Source organism: Streptomyces spinoverrucosus (assembly GCF_006539505.1).
In the GTDB taxonomy this organism is placed as follows: Bacteria; Actinomycetota; Actinomycetes; order Streptomycetales; family Streptomycetaceae; genus Streptomyces; species Streptomyces spinoverrucosus.
In genome coordinates, this window is record NZ_BJND01000039.1 from 89,395 (window position 1) to 105,409 (window position 16,015).

The window sequence follows — 16,015 nt, forward strand, 5'->3', positions numbered from 1 at the left end:
GATGTCCACGGGGGCTCCCGGCATCCCGGCCGGCGCCATGAGCGATGCGCTCGCGGCGCTGGTCGCACGCATGCGCGACGCGGGCATCGTCCCCGGCGTCGAGGAGCTCGCGGACGCCCTGTGGCTGGCCCGCCACCTGCCCGCCCCCGACCGCCGGCCGGACGTCACCTCCCCCAGCACGCCCAGCCGCACGCCCGCACCGGCGGACGGCACCGATCCGCTGTCCTTACGGGCGGCCGCGGACGGCCCGGTCACGGCGGACAGCGAGGACCGGCAGCCCGACGGCGCAAGGCTGTTCGCCCCCGGCCCCGGAGGCGACGACACCGGCACCCGGATGGCGCCCGTGAGCGTCCCCGCCGCACCGGTGCTGCCCGAACCCCTCGCCCTGCAACGCGGCATGCGCCCCCTCCAGCGCTACCGCGCACCCGTACGTCCCGTGCCGCGCACCCTCGACGAGCGGGCCACCGCCGAACGGGCCGCCGAGTCCGGGATCGTACTGCCCGTGCTGCGTACCGAGCGGCGCCGCGAGGCACGGCTGCTGCTCCTGATGGACGTCTCCACCTCCACCGTGGTCTGGCAGCAGATGCTCGACGAGCTGCGCCAGGTCTGCGAACGCGCCGGCGCCTTCCGGGAAGTACGGGTGCAGTACCTGCACGAGGCACCCGGCGGTCTCCCCGGCTATGCCGCCACACCCGAGCACATCCGCCCGCTGCACGCTCCCGAACAGCTCAGCGACCCGACCGGGCGACGCCTGACCCTCGTCCTCAGCGACTGTGCGGGCCCCATGTGGCGCAGCGGCCGGATACAGCGGCTGCTGTACCGCTGGGCGTCGACCGCGCCCGTCGCCGTGGTCCAGCCGCTGCCGCAACGGATGTGGCTGCGCACCCATCTGCCCGCCCGGCGCGGCATGCTGCGCCGTCGCGAAGGCCCGGCCGGGACGCTGGAGTTCCAGCCGGACAACGGACGGGTCGAACAGGGCGCGCTGCCCGTCCCCGTGCTGGCGCTGCGCCGTGGCTCGGTGGAGGGCTGGGCCCGGCTGGTGTCGGGCACCACGGGGCAGTCGCTGGCCACGGCGGCCGGCTGGGTGCACGCCGACCACGCCGGGTCCAGCGCGCCGGTGCGGGCCGCGGCGGACCTCAGCGGCGCCGAGCGCGTCCGGGTCTTCTGGCGGGCCGCCTCACCGGAGGCCCGCCGCCTCGCCGTGTACCTGTCGGCGGTGCCGCTGTACCTGCCGGTCATGCAGCTCGTCCAGCACGCCATGCTGGCCGGCAGCGGCCCCGAGGCGCTGTCCGAGGTGCTCCTCGGCGGACTGCTCAGGCGCCGGGAGGACGCGGACGACCCGCGGGCCGTGCGCTACGACTTCCTGCCCGGGGTGGCGAGCGAGCTACGGTCGCGGCTCGCCCTGGAGGAGGCCCAGCTCCTGTTCAAGCACTGCTCCGAGTACGTGGACCGGAAGTTCGGCCGCAGCGTGCGCAACTTCCCGGCCCTGGCAGGGGCGTTCCTGCGGGGAGCGGTGGATCCGGACGTACCGGGGCCGCCCGTCGGCCCGGTGGAGGACGAACCGGCCGGGCTGCGGGCGTTCGCCGAGGTGTCGGCGGACGTGCTGCGGGACCTCGGTGCGCGGATCCCGGCGGCCCCGAAGCGACCGGAGCTCACCGCCGGGGAGCTGCTCGGCAAGGGCAGGGAAGCCATAGGGCGGTTCGAGGGAGAAGGCCTCACCCGCGAACTCGACGCCGCCGTGCGGTACTTGCAGCAGGCGCTGGAGATGTCGGCACCGGATCGGGAGCGGCTGTCCGCGGCCGAGGAACTGGCCAACGCCCTGCTGGTGCGCTGGCGGGTGCGACGGGTCGGGGACGATCTGCGGGACGCCTGGGAGGCGATCAGGGACCCGGATCGGCACGGGGCGCCCGGAAGCCTCACACGCGGGCTGGTCTGCTGGGCGCTGGCCGGTGAGGTGAGTGGCCGCGGCCTCGACTTCGAGGGCGTCCCCGGCAGCCTGCGGGACTGGGCCCGCGACGCGGCACACGGCCCGTACCGGGCGGAGGAGTTCGCCCGCGCCGTGCTGCTGTACCTGGCCGACCGGGACCTGTCCCTGGCGATGCGGGGTGCGGGCTCCTGCCCGGAAGGCCTGAACGGTCCGCGGACCGCCGCTGCGACCCTGCCGTACGTGCGGCGGGCCATCGCGGAGGCGGGCGTGGACCACCCCGGGGCGAACGGGCCCTATCCCGCGCACGACCCCGAGGAGTGGTACCTCACCCACCTCCAGCTGGCCGTCGACGCGGCCGATGTGCGGCTGACCTTCGCCGGGCGGGAGCGCGCACAGATCGTACGGGGGCAGTTGCTGCTGGATCTGGCGCGGCAGTACGCCGGACAAGGGCGGACGAGGACGGCCCGGCCGCTGCCGGAGCGGGCCTCCGAGCTGGCGCTGCGCGCCATGGACGACTTCCGGGCAGCGGCCCGCGGCAAGCGCGTCCTGTCGGAAGAGGAGCGCTGCCGCGCCTGGCTGGCGGTGGCGTCGGCCATCGAGCTCGCCTGGGCGCCGGACGACGAGGGCCGGGACCGCCAGCTGCTGTACGCCGTGGATCAGGCGCTTCGGGCCGCGAGTGGGGACGTGGCGCTGCGGCGGGAGTGCTATGCGCGGTCGGCGCGCGTCTATCAGGCGGCCCACGACCGGACCGGTGATCCCGACCAGTTGGACCGCGCCGTCGAAGCGTGGGCGCAGGCCGAACGGCTGCTGGGCGAGGACGATCCGGGCCGGGCCGACCTGCTCTACGACTACGGCACGGCTCTGATGGACAGGGGCGTGGCGCACGCGTCGGCCGACGACGCCACCCGGGCCGTCTCCCTGTTGCGCACCGCCCTGCAGGACACCCCGCCGGGTCATCCCGGCATCCCGTTTCGCTGGGCCGGCCTGGGCCAGGCGCACGTAAGGCGCTACGACCTCCAGCAGGTGCTGTCCGACCTGTACGAGGCGGAATGGACGATGGGCGAGGCCATCCGCAGCTCCGAGGAGCCCGAGTTCCTCGTGCGCTGCTGGATGATCCGGGCCTCCATGCTCGAACTCCTTCACTACGAAGCGCACAGTCTCACCCATCTGCACCGGGCGATCGAGGCCTACGGACACGCCATCGAGCTCGCGCAGGAGGCGGGCCTGGACGACGTACTGGCCGAAGCCCGCCGGGAGCGCGCCCGCCTCCGCGAGCGAGAAACGGGCCGCGAGTGACCGCCCCGCCGGACGACACCCACATACCGCTGCCCGTCATCCCCCGACCGGACCGGACCGACCACCCGGTTCTGGCGGCGATCCTCGCCGAACTGGGCAGCAGGGACGGGGAGCCCACGGTCGTCGCCCACTACGAAGACGCCCCGTGACCACGCATCCGCGGTGGCCGTACGCCGCCCTGGACACGACGGCTCACCGCCCCACGCCGCTGCGGCAGTTCGTGCTGAAGGTGCACAGCCGCTGCAACCTCGACTGCTCCTACTGCTACCTCTACCGGGGCAGGGACGACGGCTGGCGCGACCGTCCGCCGCGCACGCCCGAGCCGACCATGCGGCGCACCGCGGCCCGGATCGCCGAGCACGTACGGGCACACGGTCTCGACCGCATCCGCGTCGAACTGCACGGCGGTGAGCCCCTCCTCGCAGGACCGGAGCCCGTCCTCGCCTACACCCGGGCCGTCCGCGAGGCCGTCCCGGCCGGCTGCCGGGTCACCGCCACCGTCCAGACCAATGGCACCCGTCTCACCGACACCGCCCTCGACGCCCTGGCCGGGGCAGGGGTCCGCGTCGGCCTCAGCCTCGACGGCGGGCGCGCCGCCCACAACGCCCGCCGCGTCGACCACGCCGGCCGCCCCGCTTGGCCCGCCGCCCGCGCGGCCGCCCGCAGACTGGCCGCGCGCCCGGAGTCGTACGCCGGGATCCTCTGCACGATCGACCTGGACGCCGACCCGCACGACGTCTACAGGTCGCTGCTCGACCTCGCCCCGCCCAGTGTGGACTTCCTGCTCCCGCACGCCAACTGGGCGCACCCGCCGCCGGGACAGCCGCCGGGCCGCCCCGGCCGGCATCGCCCCCGCCCCACCCCCTACGGCGACTGGCTCGCCGTCGTCTTCGACGACTGGTGGGACGGCGGACGGCAGCGCACCCGGGTTCGGCTGTTCCAGGAGATCGCCGCCCTGCTGCTCGGCGCGCCCAGCCGCGCCGAGGCCGTGGGGCTGTCCCCGATGGCCGCCGTCGTCGTGGAGACGGACGGCGCCATCGAACAGGTCGACTCGCTCAGGTCGGCGTACCCGGGCGCGGCGGAGACCGGCCTGGACGTCTTCCGGAACTCGTTCGACCAGGCCCTGCGCCATCCCGGGATCGCCGCCCGGCAGCTCGGCGAGCGGGCACTGGCCCCGGAATGCCTCGGCTGCCCGGTCGGCCGGGTGTGCGGAGGCGGCAACTACGTGCACCGTTACGCTCCCGGCACCGGCTTCCGGCATCCCAGCGTCTACTGCGCCGACCTGGAACGGCTCGTGCGGCACGTCGCCGACCGGCTGGAGCGGACCGTGCGCGGGTCGACGTAAGCCTCGAAGCCGGACCAACTTGGCCCCCATGCAAGCAATCTGACGCACAATTGACACATCGGCGCACGGACGTGACAGGTCGCACGAGGGGATTGCGGGATGACGGCGGAGCTCGGACACGTCACGGTGGTCTTCGCCGGGCAGAGCGAGTCCTGGGCCAAATGGATCGACCACCAGATCCGGGCCGCCGGGCCGGCCACGACGCTGGTGCGCTGGAACCCGCTGCGGCGACCGGCCACCGGCGAGGCGCTGAAGGAGCTGCTGAGCGCCCCGGGCCGGATCCTGCTCGTCATCGACGACTGGCACGAGCAACTGGACCGCGACCGCATCGACGCCTGGGCCGGCGTGCTCAAGCAGCTGCTGACGGAGCACCCGGACCGGGTCGCCGCCGTGAGCGTCACCGCCCGGCCGATGCCCGACGCCGTCATAGCCCTGGCCCCCGTCGAACTGCGCGGGCTCAGGCCCGAGGCGGCCCGCCACCGCGTACTGCGACTCGCCGGGATCCCGGCCCCCGACGCCCTGGACCTGCGCCGCGGCCCGCGCTTCCCGGACGACCCGCCGGCGGTGTGGGGCGGGGTGCCGCGCCGCAACAGCCGCTTCGTCGGCCGCTTAGAGCTGCTGGAGCAGGTGTACGGAGCGCTCTCGGCGGCCGGAAGCGACGGCGCCGCCGTGGCGCTGCGCGGGCCCAGCGGGCACGGCAAGACGCAGCTGGCGATGGAGTACGTCCACCGGTTCGCGGGCGAGTACGACATCGTCTGGTGGGTCAGCGCCGCCCAGCGCGTCACCGCCCGCCAGCAGTTCGCCGAGCTCGCCCCCGCGATGGGCGTCGCGGCCACCGGCGACCTGTCCGCCACCATCAAGGCCGTCCAGCGCGAGCTCGACGGCACCGCACGCCCCTGGCTGCTCGTCCTGGACGGGGCCGCCGACCCCGAGCGGCTCAGCGGGCTCGTCCCCGAGGGACGCGGCCACGTCCTGATCACCACCCATCGCGGCGAGTGGTCGGCCCATGCCGAGGTCATCGAGGTGCCGGCCTTCGAACGCCGGGAGAGCATCGCTTTCGCCCGGCGGCGCGCGGACCGGCTCAGCGACGACGAGGCGGAGCGGCTCGCCGAGGTCGTGGAGGACATGCCGCTGCTGCTCGACCAGACGGCCGCCTGGCTCCAACTCAACCGCGGCGTGCCCGTCAACGACTACATACGCGACATCCGGGACGGCAAGCCGGACCGTTTCGGGGTCATGGCCTCCGGCCACCACCCGAAGTACGAGGTCGCCTGGGCCAAGCTGATCAACACCCTGCGGGAGAGCCACGAACCCGCCTGGCAGCTGCTCAACCTGCTGGTCTGCTTCGCCCACGACGTGGTCCCGGTACGCCTGCTGCAGACGGCCCGGCCCACCGAACTGCCGCCCGAACTGGCCGAGCTGGTCGCGGAGCCCAGCAGCTGGAACACCGCGCTGCGCAGACTCTCCGAGATCACCTCCATGCGCATCGAGTACGAGCAGGGCCCCCGCCTGGACACGCAGACCGTCGGCACGGTCCGAATGCACCGCCTCTTCCACCGCTTCGTACGGTCCGTCCAGTCGCCCGCGGACGCCGCACGCTACTCCGCCGCCGCCCGCAGGGTCCTGGTCTCCGCCGACCCGCGCGACTCCGCGTCCGCCGGCAACTGGGCCCGGTACTCCGCGATCATCCCGCACCTGGAACCGTCCGGTGCGCTGGAGTCACCCGACGGCGAGGTGCGCGACCTCGTGCTGAACTGCGTCGAGTACCTGCGGATGCGCGGCGAGTACCACGACGGCTGGTTGCTGAGCCGGCTCGCGGTGGACAGCTGGCGGCCCAAGTTCGGCGACACCGACCGGTCGGTGCTCGTGGCCGTCCACCAGCTCGGCAACATGCTGCGCAGACTCGGCCGGTACGCCGACGCGGAGGACGTGGGCCGGGAGAACCTGCGGCGACTGCGCGAGGCCGGAGGGGTCCGGCCCATCGAGCTGATCCGCGCCAAGGACGGCCTCGGCGGCACGCTGATGGCGCTCGGCCGCTACACCGAGGCCCGCATCCTGTTCGAGGAGGCCGCCGAGAGCGCCGCGGAGGAGCTCGGCGGCGAGAACGTGCCGCGCACCCTCAGCATCCGCAGCAACCTCGCCGTCGCCATAGGCCTGCAGGGCCACTACGCCGAGGCGCTCGCCCTGCACCGCGGCGTCTTCGAGGCCCGGGTCCAGCTGCTCGGCGGCAAGGACGCCGCCACGCTCAACTCGGCGCTGCGCAGCGCCTGGATGCTGCGGCTGCTCGGCCGGTACCGGGAGGCCCTGACGATCCAGGGCCACAACTCCCGCGTCCACAGCCAGGTCCTGGACCGCAACCACAGCCAGACGCTGCAGGCCGAGCACAATCTCGCGCTGTGCGCCCGCCGGGACGGCGACCTGCAGTTCGCGCTCGCCATGATGCGCGGGGTGCGGGAGAAGCTGCTGCGCCGGCGCGGCGCCCTGCACCCCGAGACGCTGATGGTCTCCTGCGACTACGCGATGCTGCTGCGGGACATGGAGCGCACAGCCGAGGCCAGGGAACTCGCCGAGCTCACCGCCGGGCAGTACGCCGCCCAGCTCGGCGAGCAGCACCCGTATTCCGTCGGAGCACGGGACAACGTGGCCACGGTCATGCGGGACATGGGCGACCGACGCGCCGCCCTGGAGCTGTCGCTCACCACCATCCGGGAGATGGAGCAGGCCGTCGGACGGGACCATCCGTGGGCCATCGGCTGCGCAAAGAACGGCGTCGCCGCCCTCGCCGCCAACGGTGACACGGACGCCGCGGCGGCGCTCGGCCGGGACGCCGCCGAACGCTCCGCCCGCGTGCTCGGCGAGGACCACATCCTCACGATCAGCCTCCGGGCCGGCCTCGCTCTCGATCTGGCCGAACTGGGCGAGCGCGCCGAGGCCGAGACGCTCCACGCCGATGTCGCCGACCGGCTCACCGCCCTTCTGGGCCCCGACCATCCGCACACGCAGTACATCCTCTAACGCCACCGCCCCTACTGGGACTTCGAGCCGCAGCCGATCTAGTCCTCGGAACGGCGAAGGGCCCGGTTCCGGAAGCTTCCGGAACCGGGCCCTGTCAGGCGTACGTCAGAGGCTCACGCCTCGAACACCTCACGCACCAGCTGCTCCTGCTCGGCCTGGTGGCGCTTGGCCGAACCCACCGCCGGCGACGAGCCGTGCGGGCGGGAGATGCGGCGCAGGCGCTCGCCGTGCGGGACCTCCGCGCCGACCGCCAGGTCCAGGTGGTCGATCAGGTTGAGGGCGATGAACGGCCAGGCGCCCTGGTTCGCCGGCTCCTCCTGGGCCCACAGGTACTTCTCGGCGTTCGGGTACTTCTTGATCTCCGCCTGGAGCTCCGCACCCGGCAGCGGGTACAGCCGCTCGATGCGGATGATCGCCGTGTCCGTGACGCCGCGCTTGACCCGCTCGGCCTCCAGGTCGTAGTAGACCTTGCCGGCGCAGAAGACGACCTTCTTCACCGCCGCCGGGTCCACCGACGCGTCGCCGATGACCGGGCGGAAGCCGCCCGTGGTGAACTCGTCCGCCTTCGACGCGGCGGCCTTCAGACGCAGCATCGACTTCGGCGTGAAGACGACCAGCGGCTTGTGGTGCGGGTTGTGCACCTGCCAGCGCAGAAGGTGGAAGTAGTTCGACGGGGAGGTCGGCATGGCGACCGTCATGTTGTTCTGGGCGCAGAGCTGCAGGAAGCGCTCCGGGCGCGCGGACGAGTGGTCCGGGCCCTGGCCCTCGTAGCCGTGCGGGAGGAGCAGGGTGACGCCGGACGTCTGGCCCCACTTCTGCTCCGCCGAGGAGATGAACTCGTCCACGACCGTCTGCGCGCCGTTGACGAAGTCGCCGAACTGCGCCTCCCACAGCACGAGCGCGTCGGGGCGGGCCAGCGAGTAGCCGTACTCGAAGCCCATCGCCGCGTACTCGGACAGCAGGGAGTTGTAGACGTTCAGGCGTGCCTGGTCCTCCGACAGGTACTGCAGCGGCGTGTACTCCTCGCCGGTGCTGCGGTCGATGATGACCGCGTGCCGCTGGCCGAAGGTGCCGCGCTGGGAGTCCTGGCCCGCCAGACGGACCGGGACGCCCTCCAGGAGCAGCGAGCCGAAGGCGAGGGTCTCGCCCATGCCCCAGTCGATCGTGCCGTCCTCGACCATTGACGCCCGGCGCTGCAGCTGGGGCAGCAGACGCGGGTGGACGGTGATGTGGTCGGGGACGTTGACCTGGGACTCGGCGATCCGCTTGACGATCTCCGAGGTCACGGCGGTGTTCACGGCGACCGGGAACTCGGCCTGCGCTTCCGGCGTGTGGACCGTCGCCGGCTGCGAGGTGGCCTCGCGGACCTCGGTGAAGACCTTCTCCAGCTGGCCCTGGTAGTCCTGCAGCGCCTGCTCGGCCTCTTCCAGGGTGATGTCGCCGCGACCGATCAGGGACTCGGTGTACAGCTTGCGCACCGAGCGCTTCTTGTCGATCAGGTCGTACATCAGCGGCTGGGTGAAGGCCGGGTTGTCCGACTCGTTGTGACCGCGGCGGCGGTAGCAGATGAGGTCGATCACCACGTCCTTGTTGAACGCCTGGCGGAACTCGAAGGCCAGGCGGGCAACGCGGACGACCGCCTCCGGGTCGTCGCCGTTCACGTGGAAGATCGGGGCCTCGATCATCCTCGCCACGTCCGTCGCGTACATCGACGAGCGGGAGGACTCGGGCGCGGCCGTGAAGCCGACCTGGTTGTTGATCACGATGTGGACCGTGCCACCCGTGCGGTAGCCGCGCAGCTGCGACATGTTCAGGGTCTCGGCCACCACGCCCTGGCCCGCGAAGGCCGCGTCGCCGTGGATCGCCACCGGCAGGACCGTGAAGTCCGTGCCGCCCTTGTTGATGATGTCCTGCTTGGCGCGCGCGACGCCCTCCAGGACCGGGTCGACGGCTTCGAGGTGCGACGGGTTCGCGACCAGCGACACCTTGATCTGCTCGCCGTCCAGGCCGGTGAAGGTGCCCTCGGCGCCCAGGTGGTACTTCACGTCGCCGGAGCCGTGCATCGACTTCGGGTCGAGGTTGCCCTCGAACTCGCGGAAGATCTGCGCGTACGACTTGCCGACGATGTTGGCCAGGACGTTCAGGCGGCCGCGGTGGGCCATGCCGATGACGACCTCGTCCAGGCGGGACTCGGCGGCCGAGTCCAGCACCGCGTCCAGCAGCGGGATGACGGACTCGCCGCCCTCCAGCGAGAAGCGCTTCTGGCCGACGTACTTCGTCTGCAGGAAGGTCTCGAAGGCCTCCGCCGCGTTCAGCCGGCGCAGGACGCGCAGCTGCTCCTCGCGCTCCGGCTTGGCGTGCGGGCGCTCCACGCGGTCCTGGATCCACTTGCGCTGCTTGGGGTCCTGGATGTGCATGAACTCGATGCCGGTGGTGCGGCAGTACGAGTCGCGCAGCACGCCGAGGATGTCGCGCAGCTTCATCATCGACTTGCCGGCGAAGCCGCCGACGGCGAACTCGCGCTCCAGGTCCCACAGGGTGAGGCCGTGCTCGACGATGTCGAGGTCGGGGTGCTTGCGCTGGCGGTACTCCAGCGGGTCGGTGTCGGCCATGACGTGGCCGCGGACCCGGTAGGAGTGGATCAGCTCGAAGACGCGGGCGGCCTTGGTGACGTCGTCGTCGTGGCTGGCGTCGATGTCCTTGAGCCAGCGGACCGGCTCGTAGGGGATGCGCAGGGCCTCGAAGATCTCGTCGTAGAAGCCGCTCTCGCCGAGGAGCAGGTTCGCGACCTGGCGCAGGAACTCGCCGGAGGCGGCGCCCTGGATCACCCGGTGGTCGTAGGTCGACGTGAGCGTCATGACCTTGGAGATGCCGAGCTTGTTCAGGGTGTCCTGGGAGGTGCCCTGGAACTCCGCCGGGTAGTCCATGGAGCCGACGCCCATGATCACCGACTGGCCGGGCATCAGACGCGGCACCGAGTGGACGGTGCCGAGGCCGCCGGGGTTGGTCAGGGAGACCGTGACGCCGGTGAAGTCGTCCATCGTCAGCTTGCCGTCGCGGGCGCGGCGGACGATGTCCTCGTAGGCCTGCCAGAACTCGAAGAAGTTCAGCGTCTCGGCCTTCTTGATCGCCGCGACGACCAGCTGGCGGTCGCCGTTCGGCTTGACCAGGTCGATGGCGAGGCCGAGGTTGACGTGCGGCGGCTTGACGAGGGTCGGCTTGCCGTCCTTCTCGCCGAACGACCAGTTCATCGACGGCATGGCCTTGATGGCCTGCACCATCGCGTAGCCGATCAGGTGCGTGAAGGAGATCTTCCCGCCCCGGGCGCGCTTGAGGTGGTTGTTGATGACGATGCGGTTGTCGAAGAGCAGCTTCACCGGAACCGCGCGGACCGAGGTGGCGGTCGGCAGCTCCAGGGAGGCGTTCATGTTCTTCGCGACGGCGGCGGCCGGGCCGCGCAGCGTGATCAGCTCCGGGCCGTCGGGGGCCGCGGCGGCCGGCTCGGCGGCGGCCTTGGGCTTCGGCTGCGGCTTGGCGGCGGCCGGGGCGGGAGCCGGGGCCGGGGCCTTGGGCTGCGCAGGGGCCTGGGCCGGGGCAGGAGCGGCCGCGGCGGGCTTCGGGGCCGCGGGTGCGGCCGGGGCCGCCGCAGCGGCCTGGGCGGGCGCCTGAGCGATGCTGGTGGTCTCCGCGGCCCCCGCAGCCGCGGTACCCGCCGGCGCCGGGGTGGCAGCCGCCCCCGGCTTGTAGTCGGCGAAGAAGTCCCACCAGGCGCGGTCTACCGAATTCGGGTCCTGGAGGTACTGCTGATAGATCTCGTCGACGAGCCACTCGTTCGGACCGAACGCGGCCGCGGGATTCTTGCCCGCTTGGTCTGCGTCGGTCGAGACACTCGATGCGTTACTGGGGGACTGTGGCGACACGGCGGCAACCGCCCTCTTCCGCTTCACAAGGTGATGGACAGCGGGAATAAAGGCTACGCCTCCACGACCGAGAAGGTGAGGTCGGGCCCGTTCATCGTCGCGTAAGTCACATCAGAAGGCGTGTTTCGGGGCTTGAAATGGCGGGAAACAAGCGTGGTTCCGCTGCAAAAGGGATGCGCGAGCACGGCCCGGCGCGCTGAAGACGCGGGCCTCGACCTGATCACACGTGTCCGGCAGCGCGGACGCCCGTGGATCTTGTGGCTCCGCTTCGAACTTTACGTCAACTTGGCACAGAAGGCAGGCCCGGAAGGGTGACAAGGATCCGGCAACCCCGCTCGGATTCGGCCACCCCGATCCTGCCGCCGTGCAGATCCACCGCCCAGCGGGCGATCGCCAGACCGAGGCCGGTGCCGCCGTCGCTGCCGGGGCCGTGTGGCCGGCTGACCGCACCCCGGTTGAACCGCTCGAAGACCCGGTGCCACTCCGAGCGCGGAATGCCGGGGCCCTCGTCCAGGACCTCCAGCTCCAGCGACTCCGGCAGCGCCCCGCGCCGCGCCCTGACCGTCACCCGGCCGTGCGGCGGGCTGTGCTTGACCGCGTTGTCGATCAGATTGGCGACGACCTGGTGGATCCGCTCCGGGTCGGCGTGCGCGGTCAGCTCCGGCGGAGACACGTCGAGGTGCAGATGGACGTCCGTACGGGTGTGACTGCCGGAGCCGGAGGCGATGCCCGCGCGCGCGGAGGCCACCATGTTGGCCTCCTTCAGCACCCCGGACAGATACGGCCACACCTCGAACCGCCGCTGCTTCAGCGGTACGACGCCGTTGTCCAGGCGGGACAGGTCCAGCAGCGTCTCCACCAGCCGCCCCAGCCGTTCCGTCTGCTTCAGGGCCGTACGCATGGTCTCGGGGTCGGCCTGCGTGACGCCGTCCACGATGTTCTCCAGCACGGCGCGCAGGCCCGCGATCGGCGTCCGCAGCTCGTGCGAGACGTTCGCGACCAGCTCCTTGCGCTGGCGCTCCTGGGCCTCCAGGTCGTCGGCCATGCGGTTGATGGTGACGGCCAGGTCGCCCAGCTCGTCCCAGCGGTTCTCCCGCACCCGGCGGGTGTAGTCGCCGTGCGAGATGGAGCGGGCCACCGCGTTCATCTCGTCCAGCGGCGCGGTGAGCGAATGCGCCACGAACTGCGTGATCAGCAGGGTGGCGATCATCGAGAAGACCGTGATGAAGCGCAGCTCGGTCTCGGTGCGCATGGCGATCATCATCAGACCGGTGGTGATCAGCACCGAGATCACGACCAGCGCGCCCAGCTTGGTCTTGATCGAGAACGGGCGTACGCCGCCCCAGGGCTCCCCGGGGCTCCTCCGTGCGGCCGGCCGCCCCTCGCTCATGGCGTCGGTGTCTCCAGCGCGTAGCCCACACCGTGCACGGTGCGGATCCGCTCGGCGCCGATCTTCCGGCGCAGCGCCTTGATGTGGCTGTCGACGGTCCGGGTGCCGGAGGCGTCCGCCCAGTCCCACACCTCGGCCAGCAGCTGCTCACGGGAGAGCACCGCGCGCGGGGTGTTCGCCAGGCAGACCAGGAGGTCGAACTCGGTGGGGGTGAGGTGGACGTCCTCGCTGCGCACCCGCACCCGGCGCTGCGCGTGGTCGATCTCCAGCTCGCCGAGCCGCAGGATGCCGCTGCGCGGCGTCGCGGCGGCCAGCGCGGCCCGCTCCACCCTGCGCAGCAGTACGTGCACGCGTGCGGCCAGCTCACGCATGGAGAACGGCTTCGTCATGTAGTCGTCGGCGCCGACGCCGAGTCCCACCAGCATGTCGGTCTCGTCGTCGCGCGCGGTGAGCATCAGCACCGGCACCGGCCGCTGGGCCTGCACGCGCCGGCAGACCTCCAGACCGTCGAAGCCCGGCAGCATGATGTCCAGGATCAGCAGATCGGGCTGCCAGGCCTCGGCGGTGTCGACGGCGGCCGGACCGTCGGTGGCCGTCTGAACGAGAAATCCCTCGGCGCGCAGACGGGCCGCGATGGCGTCGACGATCGTCGGGTCGTCCTCGACCACCAGAACCCGGCGCTGTGCGCCCGGGGTGGCCGCCGCGGTGCCGTTGTGGGAGGTGTGTGTCTGCTCCATCGCCCGCCCCTGAAGTGTGCTTTCCGGAATCCGTGGGGTGATCCCATGACTGCGCTTGACGCTTGAATGATCGGCGTCAGGGGAGCAGCGTACGGGGAGTCACCGCAGCTCGGCTATCCAGGTCGGACGCCGAGATGCACGACGTCGGGAACGCCCCGGGCAACGGGGATCTCTTCGGTACGCACATGCCGGAAACCGGCATTCCGCAAGCTTCCTTCAAATTCCGGGGAGGGTTTCGCCGACCATACGGCGAGCACCCCGCCGGGCCTCAACACCCTTGCGCAGCCTGCGAGTCCGGCCTTCGAGTACAGCCCCGCGTTGGCTTCCGTGACGGTCCAGTCGGGCCCGTTGTCGATGTCCAGGCACAGCGCGTCGAACGTGGCGGAAGTCTCATTGACGTAATCGACCAGATCCGTTTCGACGATCTCCGTACGGGGGTCGGCGAGGGCATTGCCGGACACTTCGGAAAGGGGCCCCGCGCGGTGCCAGTCAATGACGGCGCGCTCCCGTTCGACCACGGTGATCCGGCCCCAGCGCGGGTTGCCGCAGGCATGTGCGAGCGAGAATCCGACACCGAGCCCGCCGATCAGTACATGTGGGTCGGGGCGCCCGTCGAGGGCGCCGAGCGCCGCGTCGACCAGCAGCCGTTCCGAGCGTCCGTCGGAGGTGTCCATCAGGAAGCAGCCGTTGGCGATGATCTGCAGCAACGCCCCGTGCCGCCGCAGCACGACTTCGCCGTGCGGGCCCTCACGACGGTCCAGGACTTCGGGGATGTCGTAGGTGGTGGGCATCAGCCCATCCTGGCACTTCTCTGACGGAATGTTGACGCAATTACGGAGACGGCGTTGACGGGAGGTGAAGGGTGGGGCGCCGGATCTTGGGTACGGGTTCGTGGCGCCGGTCATAGACAGCGGGCCGGGGTGGGCGAAGGGTGGGGGTGACGGAAGGAGCGCCTCACTGTGGAACGCACCGCTGCGGCCGATACGACGGACTGCGCCGCGCCTTCCGATACGACGTCCGCTGTGGCTTCCGATACGGCGACGTCCGCCGCGGCTTCGGGCATGACGACGCCCGTGGCCCTTCCCGGCAAGCGCCGTGTGCTCGACGGGATCCCGCGCCAGCGCGGCCGAAGCGTCGCCGCGACACCTGAGCCCTCGCTGCCCTCCCGCCGCCCCTGGCGGCTGCTGCCCACCCCGACCGGAACACCGTTCACCTTCGCCTACGGCTCCGTGCTGGCCGGTACGTCGCTGGTGGCGGCCTACGCCGACCCCGAGTTGGTGCACCGCCTGCTTCAGGGCTCCAGTACCGATGTGGCGCACCTCGTGCGGGCGCCCGTGCTGGTGCTGGTGGCCAGCGCGTTGTGGATCGCGGGCGGGATCGTGTCGCCGTTCGCGATCGGCTTCCTGCTGGTGCTCACCGCGCTGGAACGGCGCATTGGCGGGGTGCGGACGGCCGGTGTCTTCCTGCTGGGGCATGTGCTGGCCACGCTGGCGACCGAGGTGCCGGTAGGGCTGGCGGTGCTCGCGGGTCGGCTGCCCGAGAGTTCGCTGCATCGCCTCGACTACGGCGTCAGCTTCGGTGTCGCGGCGGGGTGCGGGGCGCTGGCGGGGCTGTTCGGTCCGTGGGTGCGGTGGCCGGTGCTGGCCGGGCTCGGCGCGGTGCTGCTCAGTGAACTGCTCGCCTTCACGGACCCGTTGACCGACTGGGGGCACCTGATCGCGCTGGCGGTCGGGATCGCCACCTGGCCGGTGATCCGGCGTCGGGCGCGGGGCGACTCCGGTGCGTCCGATGATTCCGAAGTGCCTTCCTCACACCGCACGGCCGCCCTACGCTCGTGACGTGGACGTGCCGATGCTCATCCTGCTGGGAGCGGTGGGGGGTGCGCTGCGCGGGGCCCTCGACCTCTACATCCAGTTCGTGAACTGGCGTTCGGCGCGGAGCCGACATCGGCAGCCGGGGCAGGGACAGCCGCCGGAGCAGGGGCAGGAGTTGCCCGCTCCCCGGTTTCTCGACTACTTCGACCCCGCCGTCGATCTGACCGCCGCTGTGGTGCACAGCGCGATGGGGGCCGCCCTCGCGGTGCTCTTCGGCATGACCGGGCAGATCAGCGGGCCCTACGCGGCCATCGTGGTGGGTATCTCGGCGCCGGTGATCCTGACGCAGCTCGCGCGGATCCAGTCGGTGAGTGAGGCGGTGGGGCCGGGTCCCGTCGAGTCGTCCGCGCAGCCGGTGCCTGCGGTGGCGCCGGTGGAGGGCGGTGATGCCCCGGCCGCGCCCGCCGTCGCGGGCGGCGGCGTGTCCGTGCCCGCCCAGCCTTCGCAGCCCTCCCAGTACGTCCGGCCCGCCGCCGTCCAGCCGGACGCCGAGAGCGCCGGGCCGCAGCCG

At 71.9% G+C, this 16,015-nt stretch carries 10 protein-coding genes; 6 read left to right on the plus strand and 4 right to left on the minus strand.

Annotation, left to right across the window (positions count from 1 at the left end; translation table 11 throughout):
- Nucleotide 1 precedes the first annotated feature (1 nt).
- From SSP24_RS25620 to fxsT, 4 genes are all read left to right on the plus strand, one after another.
- On the plus strand, nt 2-3,223 hold the full coding sequence (locus SSP24_RS25620) for an SAV_2336 N-terminal domain-related protein (protein ID WP_141312046.1): 3,222 nt from the start codon (nt 2-4) through the stop codon (nt 3,221-3,223).
- Complete coding sequence (locus tag SSP24_RS43010) at nt 3,220-3,372, plus strand: hypothetical protein (protein ID WP_167529700.1); 153 nt, start codon at nt 3,220-3,222, stop codon at nt 3,370-3,372. Before SSP24_RS25620 ends, SSP24_RS43010 begins: the two co-directional genes overlap by 4 nt.
- Nucleotides 3,369-4,568, plus strand: a complete 1,200-nt coding sequence (locus tag SSP24_RS25625; RefSeq protein ID WP_141312047.1) for an FxsB family cyclophane-forming radical SAM/SPASM peptide maturase — start codon at nt 3,369-3,371, stop codon at nt 4,566-4,568. Before SSP24_RS43010 ends, SSP24_RS25625 begins: the two co-directional genes overlap by 4 nt.
- 99 nt (nt 4,569-4,667) lie before the next feature.
- Nucleotides 4,668-7,583, plus strand: a complete 2,916-nt coding sequence (fxsT, locus tag SSP24_RS25630; RefSeq protein ID WP_141312048.1) for an FxSxx-COOH system tetratricopeptide repeat protein — start codon at nt 4,668-4,670, stop codon at nt 7,581-7,583.
- A gap of 113 nt (nt 7,584-7,696) precedes the next feature.
- Here the strand turns inward: fxsT and SSP24_RS25635 are convergent, their stop codons facing one another.
- The 4 genes from SSP24_RS25635 to SSP24_RS25650 all read right to left on the minus strand — a co-directional run bounded on the left by SSP24_RS25635 (nt 7,697) and on the right by SSP24_RS25650 (nt 14,421).
- The gene (locus SSP24_RS25635) at nt 7,697-11,503 is read right to left on the minus strand and encodes a multifunctional oxoglutarate decarboxylase/oxoglutarate dehydrogenase thiamine pyrophosphate-binding subunit/dihydrolipoyllysine-residue succinyltransferase subunit (RefSeq protein ID WP_141312049.1); all 3,807 of its coding nucleotides are present in this window, start codon (nt 11,501-11,503) and stop codon (nt 7,697-7,699) included.
- A gap of 280 nt (nt 11,504-11,783) precedes the next feature.
- Complete coding sequence (locus tag SSP24_RS25640) at nt 11,784-12,893, minus strand: sensor histidine kinase (protein ID WP_141312050.1); 1,110 nt, start codon at nt 12,891-12,893, stop codon at nt 11,784-11,786.
- Entirely contained in the window at nt 12,890-13,630 is a 741-nt protein-coding gene (locus SSP24_RS25645) for a response regulator transcription factor (protein WP_141312051.1), read from the minus strand. The genes SSP24_RS25640 and SSP24_RS25645 overlap by 4 nt, the downstream gene beginning before the upstream one ends.
- A gap of 113 nt (nt 13,631-13,743) precedes the next feature.
- Nucleotides 13,744-14,421 carry a spermine/spermidine synthase domain-containing protein gene (locus SSP24_RS25650; protein WP_141312052.1) on the minus strand — a complete coding sequence of 226 codons (678 nt, stop codon included), beginning with the start codon at nt 14,419-14,421 and terminating at the stop codon, nt 13,744-13,746.
- A 270-nt stretch (nt 14,422-14,691) separates the two neighbouring features.
- Here SSP24_RS25650 and SSP24_RS25655 point away from each other — a divergent pair, with 270 nt between their 5' ends.
- Together SSP24_RS25655 and SSP24_RS25660 are read left to right on the plus strand one after the other, a co-directional pair.
- Nucleotides 14,692-15,468 (plus strand): rhomboid-like protein, encoded by a 777-nt coding sequence (locus SSP24_RS25655; RefSeq protein ID WP_229865189.1) that lies wholly within the window; start codon nt 14,692-14,694, stop codon nt 15,466-15,468.
- Nucleotide 15,469: 1 nt separating this feature from the next.
- The coding region (locus SSP24_RS25660; RefSeq protein ID WP_174864707.1) for a hypothetical protein at nt 15,470-16,015 on the plus strand (546 nt) is incomplete at its 3' end.

Bases quoted from the DNA above. Each gene is read 5' to 3' on its own strand.
- SSP24_RS25620 (WP_141312046.1), top strand. From the start codon at position 2: ATGTCCACGGGGGCTCCCGGCATCCCGGCCGGCGCCATGAGCGATGCG.
- SSP24_RS25655 (WP_229865189.1), top strand. From the start codon at position 14,692: ATGACGACGCCCGTGGCCCTTCCCGGCAAGCGCCGTGTGCTCGACGGG.
- fxsT (WP_141312048.1), top strand. From the start codon at position 4,668: ATGACGGCGGAGCTCGGACACGTCACGGTGGTCTTCGCCGGGCAGAGC.
- SSP24_RS25640 (WP_141312050.1), bottom strand. From the start codon at position 12,893: ATGAGCGAGGGGCGGCCGGCCGCACGGAGGAGCCCCGGGGAGCCCTGG.
- SSP24_RS25650 (WP_141312052.1), bottom strand. From the start codon at position 14,421: ATGCCCACCACCTACGACATCCCCGAAGTCCTGGACCGTCGTGAGGGC.
- SSP24_RS25645 (WP_141312051.1), bottom strand. From the start codon at position 13,630: ATGGAGCAGACACACACCTCCCACAACGGCACCGCGGCGGCCACCCCG.